Origin of the sequence: Leeuwenhoekiella marinoflava DSM 3653 (assembly GCF_900129005.1) — a bacterium.
GTDB classification, from domain to species: domain Bacteria; phylum Bacteroidota; class Bacteroidia; order Flavobacteriales; family Flavobacteriaceae; genus Leeuwenhoekiella; species Leeuwenhoekiella marinoflava.
Genome location: NZ_FQUN01000004.1, coordinates 34,988 through 51,547, shown reverse-complemented (window position 1 = coordinate 51,547; position 16,560 = coordinate 34,988). Strand labels below are relative to the sequence as shown.

Annotated in this window: 15 protein-coding genes; 4 read left to right on the top strand and 11 right to left on the bottom strand. The window is 38.0% G+C overall.

Annotation, left to right across the window (positions count from 1 at the left end):
- Positions 1-5 precede the first annotated feature (5 nt).
- Entirely contained in the window at positions 6-2,342 is a 2,337-nt protein-coding gene (locus tag BUB91_RS02385; RefSeq protein ID WP_073096483.1) for an alpha-L-arabinofuranosidase C-terminal domain-containing protein, read from the bottom strand.
- A gap of 416 nt (positions 2,343-2,758) precedes the next feature.
- Between BUB91_RS02385 and BUB91_RS02380 the strand changes: the two genes are divergently transcribed.
- The gene (locus BUB91_RS02380; protein ID WP_073096481.1) at positions 2,759-3,604 is read left to right on the top strand and encodes an AraC family transcriptional regulator; all 846 of its coding nucleotides are present in this window, start codon (positions 2,759-2,761) and stop codon (positions 3,602-3,604) included.
- Here the strand turns inward: BUB91_RS02380 and BUB91_RS02375 are convergent.
- The 5 genes from BUB91_RS02375 to BUB91_RS02355 form a co-directional block, all read right to left on the bottom strand.
- A complete protein-coding gene (locus BUB91_RS02375) occupies positions 3,601-4,293 on the bottom strand; it encodes a peptidoglycan DD-metalloendopeptidase family protein (protein ID WP_073096479.1) in 693 nt (230 codons plus the stop codon). The two genes, BUB91_RS02380 and BUB91_RS02375, sit on opposite strands and share 4 nt — an antisense overlap.
- 89 nt (positions 4,294-4,382) lie before the next feature.
- Complete coding sequence (locus tag BUB91_RS02370; protein ID WP_073096477.1) at positions 4,383-6,107, bottom strand: DUF4097 family beta strand repeat-containing protein; 1,725 nt, start codon at positions 6,105-6,107, stop codon at positions 4,383-4,385.
- A gap of 2 nt (positions 6,108-6,109) precedes the next feature.
- Entirely contained in the window at positions 6,110-6,709 is a 600-nt protein-coding gene (locus BUB91_RS02365) for a hypothetical protein (protein WP_073096475.1), read from the bottom strand.
- The gene (locus BUB91_RS02360) at positions 6,693-7,238 is read right to left on the bottom strand and encodes an RNA polymerase sigma factor (RefSeq protein WP_073096473.1); all 546 of its coding nucleotides are present in this window, start codon (positions 7,236-7,238) and stop codon (positions 6,693-6,695) included. The genes BUB91_RS02365 and BUB91_RS02360 overlap by 17 nt, the downstream gene beginning before the upstream one ends.
- A 635-nt stretch (positions 7,239-7,873) precedes the next feature.
- Complete coding sequence (locus tag BUB91_RS02355; protein WP_073096471.1) at positions 7,874-8,299, bottom strand: organic hydroperoxide resistance protein; 426 nt, start codon at positions 8,297-8,299, stop codon at positions 7,874-7,876.
- Positions 8,300-8,507: 208 nt separating this feature from the next.
- Here BUB91_RS02355 and meaB point away from each other — a divergent pair, with 208 nt between their 5' ends.
- Positions 8,508-9,548 carry a methylmalonyl Co-A mutase-associated GTPase MeaB gene (gene meaB, locus BUB91_RS02350; RefSeq protein ID WP_073096469.1) on the top strand — a complete coding sequence of 347 codons (1,041 nt, stop codon included), beginning with the start codon at positions 8,508-8,510 and terminating at the stop codon, positions 9,546-9,548.
- A 5-nt stretch (positions 9,549-9,553) separates the two neighbouring features.
- Here meaB and BUB91_RS02345 read toward each other — a convergent pair whose 3' ends face one another.
- From BUB91_RS02345 to BUB91_RS02330, 4 genes are read right to left on the bottom strand one after another with little or no spacing between them, the layout of a single operon-like run.
- A complete protein-coding gene (locus BUB91_RS02345; RefSeq protein WP_073096467.1) occupies positions 9,554-9,823 on the bottom strand; it encodes a hypothetical protein in 270 nt (89 codons plus the stop codon).
- A gap of 29 nt (positions 9,824-9,852) precedes the next feature.
- Entirely contained in the window at positions 9,853-10,797 is a 945-nt protein-coding gene (locus BUB91_RS02340) for an NAD-dependent epimerase/dehydratase family protein (RefSeq protein WP_073096465.1), read from the bottom strand.
- A gap of 1 nt (position 10,798) precedes the next feature.
- Entirely contained in the window at positions 10,799-11,371 is a 573-nt protein-coding gene (locus BUB91_RS02335; RefSeq protein ID WP_073096463.1) for a phosphatase PAP2 family protein, read from the bottom strand.
- Positions 11,372-11,602 (bottom strand): hypothetical protein, encoded by a 231-nt coding sequence (locus tag BUB91_RS02330; protein ID WP_073096461.1) that lies wholly within the window; start codon positions 11,600-11,602, stop codon positions 11,372-11,374.
- A 280-nt stretch (positions 11,603-11,882) separates the two neighbouring features.
- On the opposite strand from BUB91_RS02330, the gene BUB91_RS02325 reads away from it, so the two are divergent.
- Positions 11,883-13,328 (top strand): sodium:solute symporter, encoded by a 1,446-nt coding sequence (locus BUB91_RS02325; RefSeq protein ID WP_073096459.1) that lies wholly within the window; start codon positions 11,883-11,885, stop codon positions 13,326-13,328.
- On the opposite strand, the gene BUB91_RS02320 is transcribed toward BUB91_RS02325, so the two are convergent.
- Positions 13,299-13,664 carry a CoA-binding protein gene (locus BUB91_RS02320; RefSeq protein ID WP_073096457.1) on the bottom strand — a complete coding sequence of 122 codons (366 nt, stop codon included), beginning with the start codon at positions 13,662-13,664 and terminating at the stop codon, positions 13,299-13,301. The genes BUB91_RS02325 and BUB91_RS02320 overlap by 30 nt on opposite strands.
- 403 nt (positions 13,665-14,067) lie before the next feature.
- Between BUB91_RS02320 and BUB91_RS02315 the strand changes: the two genes are divergently transcribed.
- Complete coding sequence (locus tag BUB91_RS02315; RefSeq protein ID WP_073096455.1) at positions 14,068-16,515, top strand: TonB-dependent receptor; 2,448 nt, start codon at positions 14,068-14,070, stop codon at positions 16,513-16,515.
- The last annotated feature ends 45 nt before the right edge of the window (positions 16,516-16,560 follow it).

The window sequence follows — 16,560 nt, the reverse complement described above, 5'->3', positions numbered from 1 at the left end:
GATTTCTAGTTTAATTTGAACTTATAAATTCCTGCTGATTCTTTTCTAACCCGTAAGGCATTATCTTGAAGCGTGAATGCGTCTTCTAAAAGGTAAATACGCTCTTTATTTTCCACGTCATTGTATACCATATCATTTTCACCGGTGATGATAAAGGCTTGTCCTTGCTGAGCAATCTTCTGTTCTAAAAAGTCAAGATTTAACTCATATTCTTTATGTGTTGCATTAACAACAGAAAGTGTTAGATATTCACCATCTTCTGTAAGTGTTGCCGCAATATCAAGGGGCTCGGGAGTTCCGGTAATTGCTATTGGTCTGGCACCAAACTCCTTGCGATAGATTTTTAAAACCAGACCTGTTCCTTCTAACCAGCTGTCAGTTTGTGTTGTTTTTATGGCTCCTATCACATTTACTGTTTGTGCATAATTTGCCATATAATACATATCTGACTGCCGTGAAAACTCATTCAATCCGGCGGCAATACCTAAAGCATCTCTAAGAAAATATCTAGTTCCCAGTAAACCAAACTCGTGCGGACCGTACCAATAATTCCATTCATCTAATGCTATTCTGATATTTTGATCTGCTATCTCGGGGATTTCTCTTCTTGCTCTTTTGTGCTCTTCTGCAATATCTCTAATCGCATCAGGCATTTGTTTTACGTGCGTCAGCAAACCACCTGCGTGCCAATCCTGACGGTAAAAATGCTCACTGATGTAGGTCATATTTTCAGCGCAGTTGGAGTACATCATATCATTCCATTCCCCGGGAAAACCAACAGCAATCAAGTCGATATCCGGATCTACAGCCCACATGGCTTCCGCAACCTTATTATGCTTTTTCACATAGTCTTCAATAGGCATATGTCCCAATTGCCAATCGCCAAACATCTCATTTCCTACTGCCCAGAGCTTTACATTATAAGGTTCTGCGTGACCATTTTCTGCACGCCATTCCCCCATTTTTGTTGAAGTATCGCTATTAAAATAAGCAACTTCATTAGCTGCTAATTCAGCATCCCCCAAACCGGTATTTACAGCAATATTGGCTTCTACATCAAGAATCTCGCAGAGCTTCATAAACTCGTGGATCCCGACATCATTATACTCTAACCCATCCCAGGCACGTTCATAACGCGTTGGTCTAGCATCGGGATTCCCTAAACCGTCTTTCCAATCGTAACCGGAAACAAAATTCCCTCCAGGCCAGCGGTAAATAGGCGCATCTAATTCTTTTAACAGAGCGATTACATCTGAGCGGAAACCCTCTATATTATCACTGGGCATTAGTGAAACTGCGGCTAGTGTTACACTTCCGCTTCCTGTAAATTCAATTTGAAAACTTGCCTGTTCTGAAGCATTTACAGTTGCAAATTCAAACGGAATACTAACAAATTCATTTTTAGAAAATTCAAGTTGCTTTTCTTTTTGAATATTTTCAGAAATCAAACTCAGCTTGATTTCTTCAATAGTTCCCTTGGCTTTAAAAACCAATCGCCCGGTATACGATTTATCTTTAAGCAGCGCTATAGAATCCTGCTTAAGTAAAATCTTTCCATTCTTTAACGAAAAAACCGGCAATGGCATTTCTGAGAAACCATTAGACGTATTTAAAACAATTTGATTAGTATCTAATTCTGTTTTCCAAGGAGAAACACTTGTCCCGGGTTTGTGATAAAATTTTCTATCAGTTAGCATTTCAGCCCATAACCCACCATAAATAGATTTACCCATATGCTCAATGAACTGCCCGTAGATATATGGAGACATGGGTTCTTTTTCTTTGGTAATATCTATCGCAACTGCCGGCTTTAAAACAGTTGAAGAAATCTCTTCAACCTGAATATCTTTAAAAAATGCTTTACCTTTCGCAGGCCCATTCTTGCCTAAAAAGCACGAAATAATAAAACTATCATCTCCTTCAGAATCAAATTCCATCGTTACGGGTGTCCAATCTGTCTTACCCGTAAAAACCGTATCGTTTTTGATTTTAAAGTTATCGAGATCAAAACCTGCTCCAGCATCCGACTTATCTGCAGACACATTTTCGGTTTTGATAAATCCGGTAACTTTATAATGAGAATATGGTTTAACCTCAACCTTTTTAAAAATTCTCCCAACTTGAAGCGTATCATGATATATAGCCAAAACCTGCGATTCTGAATCACTAAAAGTAGTATCGCTATAATTTTCCTGATTACTCCAATATTCAGTCTCCCAACCTGCTTCTTTAAAAGACACATCTACTTGTGGAGAAAGGAGTTTAACTTTATCCCCTTTGTCTTTTACATTACATCCAATCAGAATAATTAGACTCAAGAAAAAATAAATACGCTTCTTCATTGTTATTTTATATTTATACACTTCACTTCTACCATAAGAAATTAGGCAACTCTTTTTTATTCTAAAACCACTCTGCTTTTCTCTTAAAAAACTTTATAAGCTTTCTATAATAATCGAATAGAATCTTTAAGAAGAAGATAAAATAACAAAAAATTAAGAATGATCTGTTTGCTGATTTTAGCGAAGTCTGGTAATATATTAACCAGAATTTAAAATGATTACAACGATTAAGTTAATCAAGTATCAATCCTATAGAAATATCAATTAAATTGATCGTTTTAGCTAAAATCAATATTTTGAAATGTTAAAGTCACACTTTTATATGCCAAATCTAACCGATATTGATACTATATTACCCCTAAGCTTGACTCATATCTATTTTTAGCGCAAACTTTATAGCATAACTGTTACAAATCATGAAAGTTCTCCCCTTTAAAATCCCCAAGCCCGGGAAAGAAGCCCTAGTCTATCAGGAAGACCATGAAGATCGATTTTATGATAAACTTCATGAGCACGAAGAAATACAAATAAGCTATATCGCTAAAGGCTCTGGCAGTTTAATTTTAGGGGATACTATAAATGAATATCAAGAGAATGATATATTAGTTATAGGCGAGCATATTCCTCATGTATTTAAAAGTGATGATAATGCTACCGATAAGTCAATTATGTACACCCTCTTTTTTACTAAAAATTCATTTGGTAAAGAATTTTTTAAACTAACTGATTTAACGGGTATTGATAATTTTTTCAACGAAGCGGAATACGGTATGAAAATAACCTCTAATTCAGATCAACTAATTAGAAAATTCTCTCGTCTGAAAAATCAAAACCGCATTGAGCGTCTAGCTTCCTTTTTACAGATTTTAGACCTTATTCAACAGTCAGATAAAATGCCTCTATCCTCTTTTGTCTATCACAAAAAATACACAGAAATCGAAGGAAAACGCATGAATGATGTTTATGAATATACCCTGAACCATTTTCAGGAAAACATCACATTAGATACAATTGCAGAGGTTGCGAATATGACAAAGAATGCCTTTTGTCGGTATTTTAAAAAACGAACGAATAAGACTTTTTTACAGTTTTTAATCGAGTTGAGAATTGAGCATGCGTGTAAACTGCTTTACAAAGAACGAGAGTTATCGGTTTCTGCAGTTTCTGAGCTTTGTGGTTTTCAAAATATAGCTAATTTTAACCGAAAATTTAAAGAGTTAAAGCAAACTACGCCAACGCGGTATCGCATCAATGTAGCTTAAATTATTTTCAGTAATAACTGAGGATCAGGACAGTTCTCTTTAAAAAACTCAAGGTTAGCTTTTGTTGAAACGCCTGGGTAATCTCCCTTGAAATCTTGAATATCCTTGATTATTTGAAAATGCAAATGCGGACTGTACTCTCCGTTTTCGTGAGACTCTCCAAGATTAGCAAATACAGCTCCTGCTTTTATTTCTTGACCAACGCTTAATCCGTTTAAAGATTTACGAGATAAATGCCCATAAAGCGTATAAAATACTAAATCATCAAATTGATGTTTCAGCACGATACATGGTCCGTAATCTCCGTAATTACGGTTATCTTTAAAGCTGTGAACAACGCTAGCTAACGGAGCTAAAATTGCTGTACCAGCCGCACACCAGACGTCAAGTCCCAAGTGTATATTCCTTTTTAAATCTGGATTGGCATTATTGAAATAAATGCTTCGGTCGTAAATGCTTCTTTTTTCTAAATACCCACCATATGCAACCTGACCGCCAGTCTTTGCTAAAAAGGTATTGATGTAAACCTGTATCGCTTCCGCGGAAGCGGTATCAACTTCTTCTAAAATCGTATTGGTCACCGAAAGATCTAAAAAACGATAAGCATTTACTTCATACGCTGCATCTACCACGGGAGTAAATGTGGTAGTCAACTTAGCCAAACGTTCTAAAAAAACTTCGTGTTTCATCGCGCCAAAAATACAATTCTCACACAACTATAAGGCATAAAAAAGTCCGTTCTGGCAGGAACGGACTTTAGAACAATTAAAACTAAAACTCAATTAAGAACAATATCACTGTACTTAGATGATATTGTAATTATGCTGTCTGTATTACGTGATTTATAAAAGCCATTAACCATACTGCTGTTATAACCTTCCATCACTTTTGCATCTAAACTTTTAGGATAGTTTAAGCGGCTGCGTACGCCATTAAAATTAAAATGAAAAGGTGTCTCGGGCAGATTAAGCACCACATCGCTATTCTCTACACTAATATTTAAGGTTTTGAAATTTTTACCCAGTTTAGGTATTGATAACTCTCCAAAACTCCCTGTAATCACTGCGGTATCTTCTAATTCTTTTATAAGAATGCTGCTGGCACGAGCATCTATATTGATGCTTTTTGCTTTCTCAATCACACAATTCTTAAGGTAACTAGCTCGTAATGTACCATAATCCCAAGATGCAACATCCACCGGACTATAAGCTACATTGATCAAAGTCTTATCTCCTGAAATAGTTTCAGCAATAAAATCACCATGAGCCAGATTTACACGTGCATTTACAGCAGATTCAATCTGAATATTACCATGACGCACATTAAGATCTAGACGCGCTTCTTTAGGCATATGCACGATTATTTTGCGCTTGTACGAACCTTTTGGCTTTGATGATGTTGCTACGGCAGGAGAACCGCCGCTAAAGCTATAGGTCATTTGTGTACTCACAGTACCATTTGCATCACGGGTTACGGTTTTCTTTAAACTACCGCCTTGCTCTTCCGCCATTTGCTGTAGTTTTTGAGCAAAATCATTACTCCATCCTTCCATTGCTTTCCCTACATTTTGCCCCAAAGCAGCCATGTCATTCTCTAAGGCACGACCAAAGTTAGCTCCTAATGCTTCTGTAGAACCGCCAAATTGCTTGCCAAAACGTTTGCCCCAAGCTTTCATATTATCACCAAAATCATCACCCCAATCCTCAATATCATTGCGCCATTTTTCTACCTGAGCAAGATTTACACGAGTCCCGTACTTCTTATTCATAGCAGCCACGTAAGCCTTTTTATCTTTATTGTATTGCGTGCTATTAAAGCTCATATCTTTTCCAAAAGGAGACTTCGGCATACCCAGCAAACTGCTACCCGCAAGCCCCTGACCGGCAGCTACCTTTTTTTTATTGCTTTGCTCCCACTTCTTCATCACCACATCAAAATCTTCCCCAAAGATCTGCTCTACTTTCTGCTTATATTGCTCCAAATATTTAGTACCGTCACGTTTGTAAGCCTGGTAATCAAAAGAAATTGCATTCATTCCTTTATAATATTCTGCGGGTAATTGCATTGTAGAAAACTGCTCAAGCATCGGACTTATCATATTTTGCATCACCGGTTTCATCATCTGCATAGACGAGGAGATCAGATCATTTACACCACGCATCTGCGTGTTGCCTAACGCAACAGTAACCGCTGCAGGTGCTCCTCTACTAATGATACGCACTCCAGAACTGTTGCCCTGCACGCTTATTTGCCAGCCTTTTAAAAACTGTTCTATTTCTTCTTTAGAAAGATCTTCAGATTCTATAACTGCTTCTACAGCTATTTCATTCTTATTCCAGTCGTCAAAAACTATATCTGCATACTGTGTATCTGCAATAATTGCAGCATCTGCACTGGTAGCAAAACGCTCGTCAAGCTTTGTAGTCTTGGTCTGCGCCTTCATATGCGGAATAACGCAAACAGCAGCCAAAAGGCTTACATAAAAGTTAACAATGATTCTCATTATTATAGGGTGTTGGTTTGAATCTCACTAGATTGAGATTCTTGTAATTCGTTTAATTTTTCTTTCAATTTAGTCAACAGATCCAGGCGGAACTGTAGGTTATCTATTAAAGCCTGTATGTTCTGGTCGTTTACTCCGGTTTCTACCAAGTCAGCATTCAGACGATCGTATTCTTGATTCAATTCTTCAAGTTGCCCCATAAATGCATCTACAAGCGCTTTATTATCTTCGGTTACGTTGAGTTGAGCAAGTTCCATATGAATACTTGCTAAATAGCGGTCTTCTATCTGCTTATACTCTGGTGAAAAATCACTCAGTTGTACTCTAGTAATTTCTGTACTTGCTACAGAATTAGCTTCTATCTGCTCTGGATCTTGCGCGTTACCAGACAATGGATTGTTAAGCAGTAAGCCTGTTACTGCAATAAGTACGACCAGTACCGCTGCGATTTTCATCCAGAGATAAGCTTCAGCTTTTGCTTTTTGTTGGGTGCCAAAATTAGCATCAAGCCGCGCATGAAATCGCGCTTCATGACCGTTTTTAAGCCCTTCAGAAGGAATGCTTAAATCATTTTTAAACAGTTCTCTAATATCCTGTGCCATGATATTTTGTTTTAAGTTTTTCTTGCAATTTTTTCTTTCCGCGGTGAACCAGCGTACGCGAAGCCACCTCGGTTATTTCTAATATTTCTGATATTTCCTGATGGTCGTAGCCTTCTATTAAAAAAAGCATTACGGCATAACGATACCGCTCCGGTAAGTCTTCAATAGCTTCTTTGATTTGATCTAGCGTAATCCCATCATCTACAGACCAGTCGTTATACTCATCTACTGTACCCAATACCTGCTCATTGATAGCTACAAGCTCTAGCTTTTTAGCCTTCAGCATATCGATACTTTTATTGATCACAATACGCTTCAACCAAGCTCCAAAGGTTACTTCACCATTGTACTGATGCATCTTAGTAAAGGCCTTTACAAAGCCTTCTTGCATCGCTTCTTCAGCTTCAAACGAGTTCTTCAAAAACCGAAAAGCTACATAATACATACCTTCGTTGTATTTGTTATACAGTTGCATCTGCGCCCTCCGGTCGTTTTGCTTACATCGTTCAAGTATTTCGGTAATTTGCAAAATGGTATATGGTTAGTTGCTAATTCCTTTTATAAAGACGAACTGATTTCGTCTGCGTTGCAAAATTGTAATTAAATATTTTAGATAAACTATTACTGGCTGGTTATTTGAATTTAAACTGAAAATAGAATCGAATGAGAGAGGATTATATGCAAAATGGGCAGTTAAAACCCGGATATAACCTTCAAACCTCTACCAATAATCAGTTTATCACCAATTATACCTTAGCCCAAACCACTGCTATAAAGCCTAAGAAAACAAGATTATCGAGCGCAATCACAACCTGATTCGTCTCAAAAAAAGGCCAGGAACCTACTCTCAAGTGAACAGGGAATAGCATACCTCGTAAAAGAAGATGCCGGGATGTAGAAGCAATCTTTGAAAATATCAAGCACAATATGGGCTTCAGGTGTTTTATGCTCAGGAATGGATAAAGTATTTCCTGAAATAGGCTTAATAGCTATGGCGCACAATTTAAACAAGTTCAGTATAGCATAGCAAAAGCTCTCCTTGCTTTTTTATCAGTAAGAATATTCACAAAAAAAGCACCTCTTCTAAAAAGAATTTTTATCTATAAAAAAAGGCCGCCTAAATACTTTTTAGACAGCCACTTTTCATTTTAAGAATGTACCAAACTACTCGTCTAAAAGCAGGTTTAAAGTAACATCTATATTGTCCATCGTAGCACGAGAATACGGGCAAACTTCGTGAGCTTCGTTTACAAGCTCCTCGCCTTCTTCTACATCTAACGTAGGCAGGTAACAATCTAGCACAACAGCCAATTGAAACATTTCTTCTTCGTTCTTACCAATTTTTACGGTTGCAGTCACAGTATAATCACCAAGATCTACTTTTTTCTCGCGAGCTACGTGTGCTAATGCACTACCAAAACAAGCTGAATATCCAGCTGCAAAAAGCTGTTCCGGGTTAGTACCTGCTCCTCCTGCTCCGCCAAGTCCTTTAGGCACAGATAAATTAAAGTCTAAAGTTCCGTCGTCTGATGAAACACTGCTGTCGCGACCACCGGTTGCGGTAGCCTTCGCTTTATATAAAGCTTTCATATCTAGAATTTTTTCATGGATTAATAGTTGAATATACCAATACTGCTTTGAGGAATCAACGCGATATTCTTAAAGATTTCCCAAAAATCAGTTTTACTCTATACTTTAGTTTACCAGAGTTCCTATATAGATCTAATTCTATATTTTAAATTTCGTTTTTTATACTTTCGATTTCTGCTACCTTTATACTGCTTAAAACACACCAAGCTTGAAACCTAAAAAAACTGGACATATACATTCCGCTTCCGCGGAAAAAATAATAACCAAACGCAAAAAAGCATTTCAGGCTAAAGATCTTATCCAAAAAATAGCCAACGGAAACACCACAGCTTTAAGTCAGGCGATCACACTTATTGAAAGTACCGCAGTAAAACATCAGGTAGTTGCACAAGAGATTTTAAAGGGGTGTTTACCGCTTTCCGGCAATTCGGTACGAATAGGAATTACAGGTGTTCCCGGTGTGGGTAAAAGTACTTTTATAGAAGCTTTGGGCACGCATTGCATCAACAACGGAAAAAAACTGGCAGTCTTGGCGATAGATCCCAGCAGTTCAATCTCTCACGGAAGCATTCTAGGTGATAAAACCCGAATGGAACAACTCACCACCAATACTAACGCTTTTATAAGACCTTCTGCAGCCGGAAACTCTTTAGGCGGTGTAGCCCGAAAAACCCGGGAAGCAATTATCCTTTGTGAAGCGGCCGGTTATGATGTGATTTTTATAGAAACCGTAGGTGTAGGTCAAAGCGAAACGGCAGTTCATAATATGACTGACTTCTTTTTACTACTGAAACTTGCCGGTGCAGGTGACGAATTGCAGGGTATCAAACGCGGTATCGTAGAAATGGCAGATGCACTTATAATCAATAAAGCAGATGGAGAAAACGTACCAGCTGCAAAAAAAGCCCAAAACGCATTTGCTAAAGCATTACATCTTTTTCCACCAAAGGCAAGCAATTGGCAACCACAGGTTGCTTTGTGTAGCGCCCTCGAAAATCAAGGCATTAAAAATATCTGGGAACTTATTGAAAATTACCTCAACACTGTTAAAAGCAATCAGTTCTTTAAAGAAAACCGGAAAAGCCAAAATAAATACTGGCTACAGACCAGTGTTGAGAATGCATTAAAAGATGATTTTTATAGAAATATTAAAGTTCAAGATCAATTACCGAAACTTCTAAATGATTTGAATGCTGGGAAAATTACAGCTTTTCAGGCAGCGCAGGAGTTGTTGAAAAAAGCTAAGTGAAATTATTACTTTCCGGTCTTCAACTTTTTAAAACGCTTTTCATTCATTCGGTATTTCACAAATGCTACAACAACACCTAATATAAAACCGAATATTCCGTAACTTATAAAATCAGTCTTATCAAACATTCCTGTAGAAATAAAGCTCACTACTAACTTATAAGTTATCGCACCAAGTGTAACCTGAAGAATAATACCTAAAAAAAACTGCAACTTACTTTCGCGTTTTTCCTGCCACTTGTTTACAAACTTTTTATCCTCCTCTCTCAATTTCATAGCCTTCTATTTCAGTATTTACACAAATCCTAGTCTACAAATTCTTTACGGTACCAAGCTATTTGCTTTTCTAAACCTTCTTTCAACGTAGTAGACGGATTGTAATTTAACAAACGACGGGCTTTTTCGATATTGGCTTTGGTAAACATCTGGTCTCCCCCACGTTTAGGCACAATCTCTTTACGGATCTTCGTATCCAGCAGTTCTTCTACAATTGCAAAACCTTCTCCGGTGGTATGTTCTTGTTCTGTTCCCAAATTGATCACTTCACCGTCAATCGTGTCTTCTTTACCTATCACACTCACCACACCGTCTATAATATCATCTACAAAGGTAAAACTGCGCACGTGCTCTTCGCTTCCTTCAAATAATGGAAATTCTTGATGGAAGAAACCACAACCTATCAATTTAGTATACAGCTTTTCAGGACGCTCCCGTGGACCGTAAACTGAAAATAAACGCAACGAACAGGTTTTCATCTTTTGCTCCCGCGTTTTAGACAACACGATTTGCTCAGCTGCAAGTTTAGTTACTCCATAAAAAGAAGCCGGCTCTGGCGCTGCATCTTCGGTTAAGGTAGCACGTAAACCATAAATTGAAGATGTAGAAATATTAGTAAAAAGTTTTAACCCTTCACATTTCAATGCAAAATCAATGAGGTTTTTAGTCGCTACCAAGTTATTCATCAGGTAGTCTTCAAAACTTGAAGTCGCTGCAATGCCGGGTTGTGCCGCAAAATGAAAAATATAATCAAAATCAGTATCCAGCTTTTTAAAATCTTTAGGCTCCCGCAGATCAATCATAACAATTGGTATTCCTGCTTCCTTAAGATCTTTTGCGTTTCGGTCTTTTAAATCCGGACTATAATACGGTGAGAAATTGTCGATTCCTACTACTTCAAAATCCATTTTCTTCAAACGTTCGGCACAATGCGAACCTATAAAACCGGCAGCACCGGTTACTAATGCTTTCATACTAATACGTTTCTTTAAAAAATTTGGCGTAGCCAAAACGATGCAAAAATTGCATCAGCAAACCAATGAGCGCACCGATCAACATCCCTGTCAACACATCTCCGGGATAATGCACACCCACATAAATACGACTGTATCCTACTAAAATTGCCCAAAACATTAAAAGTGGAAATAGCCATTTAAATTTTGATCGGAGCAATAAACCTACAAAAACAGCTAAAGCCATTGAGCTGGCAGCATGTGCTGAAAAATAACCAAAGCTTCCGCAGCGCACGGCTATAAAGCGAGCTTGCTCCATAATACCTTCTTGACGACACGGACGCAAACGCTCAAAACCGTGTTTGAATACATTGGCAAGTTGGTCTGTAGCGGTGATCAGTAAAGCGACTGTTACTAAAGTGAGAAGGGTTCCTTTTAGTCCAAAGCGTTTAAAAATCAAGAACAATAAAACCACATAAAGTGGAATACTCGACCATTTATCTGTAAGGAAAAGCCAAAACGGATCCCAAGTCTCTGTCCCCAAATTATTGAGGTAGAGAAACAGCTCATAGTCCAGTTGCTTCAACTCCTTCATCTACTCTTCTTCGTAACGTGCAACTTCTCTGTCGTAAAAATCTGTTGCTGCCTGAATTAAACCTTCTGCTTCTGTTGCGAGTTCGTCCTCATCATTTTTATCAAAATCTTCAAACCACTCTACATCATCGGTTTTCAAATCGATTATAAATCGTGGAAAATCGGTATGTATCACAAAAATAGATTCGGGATAATCAGTATTATCGCCCAGTATAAACTTAGGAAGTTCCATAGTTAAGGTGTTATTATTTAAATAATTCGCTAAACCAGCGAAGACTTTATTTATTATTATTGTTCTCATTTCCGATGAAAAAACACCAATCTGAAATGGGACGGCAAAGGTAAGTTTAGTTTATAGAATTCACTCGATAATCAAGATTTTAATGCGAATAGAACAATCCTACTTTGAAGTTTGTCTTTATAGCTTAGCTGTAACCGCTCTATCATAAGTAAGATGAAGTTTTATATCTTATCTTCGCCCCCAGTTTACAAACCCTATTTTCTGACATTTTATGCAGCCCACAACCATACTACTACTCATTGCAGGCTACTTTATAACTTTAATGCTAGTTTCTTATTTTACCGGTAAAGGCGGGTCTAACGAAGACTTTTTCAAAGCCAGTAAACAATCTCCATGGTATTTAGTTGCTTTTGGAATGATTGGCGCTTCACTTTCCGGGGTTACGTTTATTTCGGTACCCGGTTGGGTAGAAGCTTCACAGTTTAGTTATTTTCAGGTCGTGCTAGGATATACGGTGGGTTATGCTGTAATCAGTTTAGTATTACTTCCGCTGTATTACCGACTCAACCTAACCTCAATCTATACGTATTTAGAAGAGCGTTTGGGTACTGCATCCTATAAAACAGGAGCTTCCTTCTTTTTATTAAGCCGCGTGGTTGGTGCCAGTTTTAGATTATATCTTGTTGCTAATGTACTACAGCTGTTGGTTTTTGACAGTATGGGTGTTCCGTTTTGGGTTACGGTAACCATCACTATTTTGCTCATCTGGTTGTACACCTTTAAAAGCGGAATTAAAACCATTGTATGGACAGACACCTTGCAAACCTTGTTTATGCTTACAGCACTGGGAGTTGCCATTTATTTTGTCTCTGCAGATTTAGGACTGAATGCGGGCTCTATTTTTAATTTTATTGCTGAAAGTGATAGGAGTCAAATGTTCTTTTTTGACGACTGGAAAAGTCAGGATTTCTTTTTCAAACAGTTTATCAGTGGAGCATTTATCGCAATTGTGATGACCGGTCTCGATCAGGATATGATGCAAAAAAACCTCACCTGCCGAAGCCTTAAAGATGCTCAAAAAAATATGTTCTGGTTTACACTCGTGCTTACGGTTGTAAACTTTGTATTTCTGGCGTTAGGTGTTTTGCTTTCCGTTTACGCTCAGAAAAACGGTATTGATGCTTCTAAAGATGATCTTTTCCCGTTTATCGCAACAAAAAGCGGACTTGGTTCTGGAATTGCAATTTGCTTCATTCTAGGGCTTATTGCCGCTGCGTATTCTAGTGCAGACAGTGCGCTTACTTCGCTTACAACATCCTTCAGTATAGATATTTTAGGAATTGAAAAGAAATACGATAAAGCGAAGCAAATAGCCATCAGAAAAAAGATACATATCGCAGCTTCAGTAATTTTAGTGCTCGTGATTATTGGTTTTAAATATTTGATTGCAGATGAAAGCGTGATCGCCCGCCTCTTTGTTTTTGCCGGCTACACTTACGGTCCGTTGCTGGGACTTTATGCTTTCGGTCTTTTTACAAAATGGAATGTAAAAGACAAATGGGTTCCGCTGGCGGCTGTTGCATCTCCTATTTTAGGCTATATCATCAGCGACCTGAGTATGCAGTATCTCAATTTTGAATTTGGTTTCTTTATTTTAATCCTCAACGGATTGCTAACCTTTTTTGGATTAGTAGCTATTCGTACTCAAAAGCACTAAAGTACAGGCAGACTCTACTGCAATTCCTGCCGTATCCAAAATTTTATAGAACTCCGGATTTTCGGTACCGGGATTAAAAATCACCCGTCTGGGCTTTAGCCCTAACAGATACTCGTAATATTCTTCTTGGCGCTGCGCATTGAGATACAATGTTACCGTATCTAGATCTTCAATATCAGGTTTTCCGGTTTGTATAGCTACTCCCGCAACTGTACCCTCTCGCAAACCTATTGCAACTACAGGCTGTTCCTTTTGCACCAAACGATTAATCGCCATATAGGAATAACGAATAGGTTTTAAAGATGCACCCAACACCAACGTTTTCTTTGCTTTCATAAATCAAAGTTAAATGATTACAGCAGGTGTAACAATATCTTTTTTTAAAAGTCTATGTAATAGAAGTCGACTTCCAAGTTTGAATCGTTTAAAATTAGTTTTGATGGTTAGTGTTAATTTCTAACGTTCAAGCTTGAAAACCCGAGATTTAGCGGTCCCGGGTTTTCTTTTTTTATAACCGAGTACCTTTACACGCAATCTTAAATTTCGCACCCTCAACAAACCCTTTAAATTCAAGATATTAGCATGTATAAAATTTCAATTATCAAATAAATATAACTTTTACTGTAACAGATTTAAAACATGTTCGTCTCTTAATAAACCGCTAATCACGGGATACATTGTTTAAGCTAGTATGCTTTACAAAGTATTATGTTAAATCATCAATCAAAATCGAACAGTTATGAAATCTAACCATGGGCTACTCAGCCTCCTTTTCCTCCTATGTACAACTCTGATAGTTGCTCAGCCCAAACCCACAGAAGTGGTTACCGGTTCTGTAACTGGTGTCGTCATAGATGCTGACCTCAATCAGCCTATTCCCTACGCTACCATTATTATTAGTAAATCTGGAGGAGAAACACTTACCGGTGGAATCACCAACGATAATGGTATTTTTGAAATTAAAAAAATACCGGAAGGTATCTATACGCTTAAAATTCAATTTATAGGTTATGAAACTTTTGAACGCGACTTAAAAATTGACCGGGAGCACCGGGAGCACGATATGGGTAAACTCAATTTGAGTCCGATAGCAGCAGAACTTGATGTAGTGAATATTGTTGCAGAACGCACCACAATTGAGCAAAAAATTGACCGCAAGGTGATTAATGTAGGAAAAGACCTTACGACTTCCGAGGCTTCTGCAGCAGATATTATGAACAATATTCCTTCGGTAAACCTTGATCAGCAATCGGGAGCGCTTACGCTGCGCGGAAACAGCAACGTACAAGTGATGGTGGATGGTAAATTATCTAACATTCCACCAGACCAATTATTAAAGCAATTGCCTTCTAATTCGATCAAAAAAATAGAATTGATCACCAATCCTTCAGCCAAATACAATCCTGATGGAATGAGCGGAATCATCAATATTGTATTGCACAAAAATGTGAATATTGGCTTTAATGGAGACGTGAGTGCTGGCCTGGCTTATGAGAAAAACCCACAATTCAACAGTGGTTTAAACCTAAACTACCGCAACGGGAAATTCAACCTGTATTCTAACTACAGTAATACGATTGCAGAGCGTGCGAATTACGGAACCATCTTTCGCGAAGGCGATGACTCTACGCAGTTTTTTGATATGCTGAATGATCAAAACTCACACTTATTAAAAGTGGGACTGGATGTGTACTTAAATGATAAGAACACCATTTCTATTTTTACGTCTCAAAACAGCTTTGCAGGCGAACCGGGCGGAACCATCAACATCGTGTATGCAGATGATACTACGCGTAATTTGCTTCAGGATTTTGGAGCGGATATGGACAATTATTCTCAACAGTATAACTTTGACTATAAACTGGATTTTGAAAAAGAAGGTCATAACATCGAGTTTGAAGCTGACTACAACACTTTTGACGCCGATGAAGATACGTATTTTGATTTTACAGGAGCGACTCAGCTTTCTGACTATGAAGATTTTGTAAATACTAAAAGAGACCGAACGACTCTAAATCTGGATTATGTAAATCCGTTGTCTGATAGTGAAAAATTAGAAGTGGGACTTCAGGCGATTTTGTTCAATACGGATATTGGTTACAGCAGTACCGGGCAATCATTCAACTCCAGTGGAAACCTCATCCCTACTCCTAACACACAGTTTGATTACAGCAGAGATATTTATTCGGCTTATGTGACCTATGGTAAAAGCTATGAAAAATGGTCGTACCAAGCCGGTGTGCGTGCAGAACAGGTAAATGTTGCTGCAGATACGAATAGCGTAAGAGCATTTACAAACGATTATTTTGAGTTGTATCCTTCAGCCTACGTCACTTTTAATCCTTCGGAAAAAAACCAGTATCAGCTAAGTTATAGCCGTCGTATAGACCGTCCCGGTGTAGGACAAGTAAATCCTATTAGAGAATGGAGTTCGCCTCTGGTAACTGAATATGGTAATGTAAATCTAAGGCCGCAATTCACCAATTCTATTGAAGCAAACTACACGCGTACTTTAGAAAAAGGAAGTCTCACAGCCGGCGTTTTTTACCGAATGATAGACGATCTGATCAATCAGGCGGTTTTTGTAGATCGTTTTAACCTGGATCGTATGGTGTTGACCAACGACAATTTTGACGCTACGACTGCCTATGGTTTTGAAGTAAGCAGCAATTACAAGCCGTTAGAATGGTGGAGTATTAATGCTAGTTTTGATTTGTTTAATCAAACACAAATGGGTATCACAGAATCTTTAGATCCTAATATTGAAAACCCAACTACGGCAGATATTACACAAAGCACCAAGGAAATTGAAAATACGGTTTACAATGTGCGCATGATCAACAACTTTACCGCAACCAAGCAATTGACATTTACTGCGTTTGCGATGTTTAGAGGACCACAAAAAGGTATTCAGTTCTCAAACAAGTCGATGTTTATGACAAACATAGGGGCTCGCTACTCCATCTTTGAAGGTAAAGGAACAATCAGCTTGAACTATAATGACATCTTCAATACAATGAAGGCCCGTTTTACTGCGACGAATCCGTATGCTTTACAAGGCCAATTCAATTGGGAAAGCAATACGGTTTATGTAGGCTTTAATTACCGTTTTGGGGATAGTAAGTACCGTGCTAAAAAACGCAAGAGCCGGGAAGACAATGTTAAAGACGACAGCGGAATGTTTTAACAAAATTTTAAATAAATTATTATATTGTCAATTTTTTTATCATAT

What these genes read in the sequence shown, in the direction of transcription:
- BUB91_RS02330 (WP_073096461.1), bottom strand. Translation starts at nt 11,602, where the DNA reads ATGGAACTTCCTAAGTTTATACTGGGCGATAATACTGATTATCCCGAA.
- BUB91_RS02325 (WP_073096459.1), top strand. Translation starts at nt 11,883, where the DNA reads ATGCAGCCCACAACCATACTACTACTCATTGCAGGCTACTTTATAACT.
- BUB91_RS02340 (WP_073096465.1), bottom strand. Translation starts at nt 10,797, where the DNA reads ATGAAAGCATTAGTAACCGGTGCTGCCGGTTTTATAGGTTCGCATTGT.
- BUB91_RS02365 (WP_073096475.1), bottom strand. Translation starts at nt 6,709, where the DNA reads ATGGCACAGGATATTAGAGAACTGTTTAAAAATGATTTAAGCATTCCT.
- BUB91_RS02375 (WP_073096479.1), bottom strand. Translation starts at nt 4,293, where the DNA reads ATGAAACACGAAGTTTTTTTAGAACGTTTGGCTAAGTTGACTACCACA.
- BUB91_RS02355 (WP_073096471.1), bottom strand. Translation starts at nt 8,299, where the DNA reads ATGAAAGCTTTATATAAAGCGAAGGCTACCGCAACCGGTGGTCGCGAC.
- BUB91_RS02335 (WP_073096463.1), bottom strand. Translation starts at nt 11,371, where the DNA reads ATGAAGGAGTTGAAGCAACTGGACTATGAGCTGTTTCTCTACCTCAAT.
- BUB91_RS02385 (WP_073096483.1), bottom strand. Translation starts at nt 2,342, where the DNA reads ATGAAGAAGCGTATTTATTTTTTCTTGAGTCTAATTATTCTGATTGGA.
- BUB91_RS02380 (WP_073096481.1), top strand. Translation starts at nt 2,759, where the DNA reads ATGAAAGTTCTCCCCTTTAAAATCCCCAAGCCCGGGAAAGAAGCCCTA.
- BUB91_RS02370 (WP_073096477.1), bottom strand. Translation starts at nt 6,107, where the DNA reads ATGAGAATCATTGTTAACTTTTATGTAAGCCTTTTGGCTGCTGTTTGC.
- BUB91_RS02320 (WP_073096457.1), bottom strand. Translation starts at nt 13,664, where the DNA reads ATGAAAGCAAAGAAAACGTTGGTGTTGGGTGCATCTTTAAAACCTATT.
- BUB91_RS02345 (WP_073096467.1), bottom strand. Translation starts at nt 9,823, where the DNA reads ATGAAATTGAGAGAGGAGGATAAAAAGTTTGTAAACAAGTGGCAGGAA.
- BUB91_RS02315 (WP_073096455.1), top strand. Translation starts at nt 14,068, where the DNA reads ATGAAATCTAACCATGGGCTACTCAGCCTCCTTTTCCTCCTATGTACA.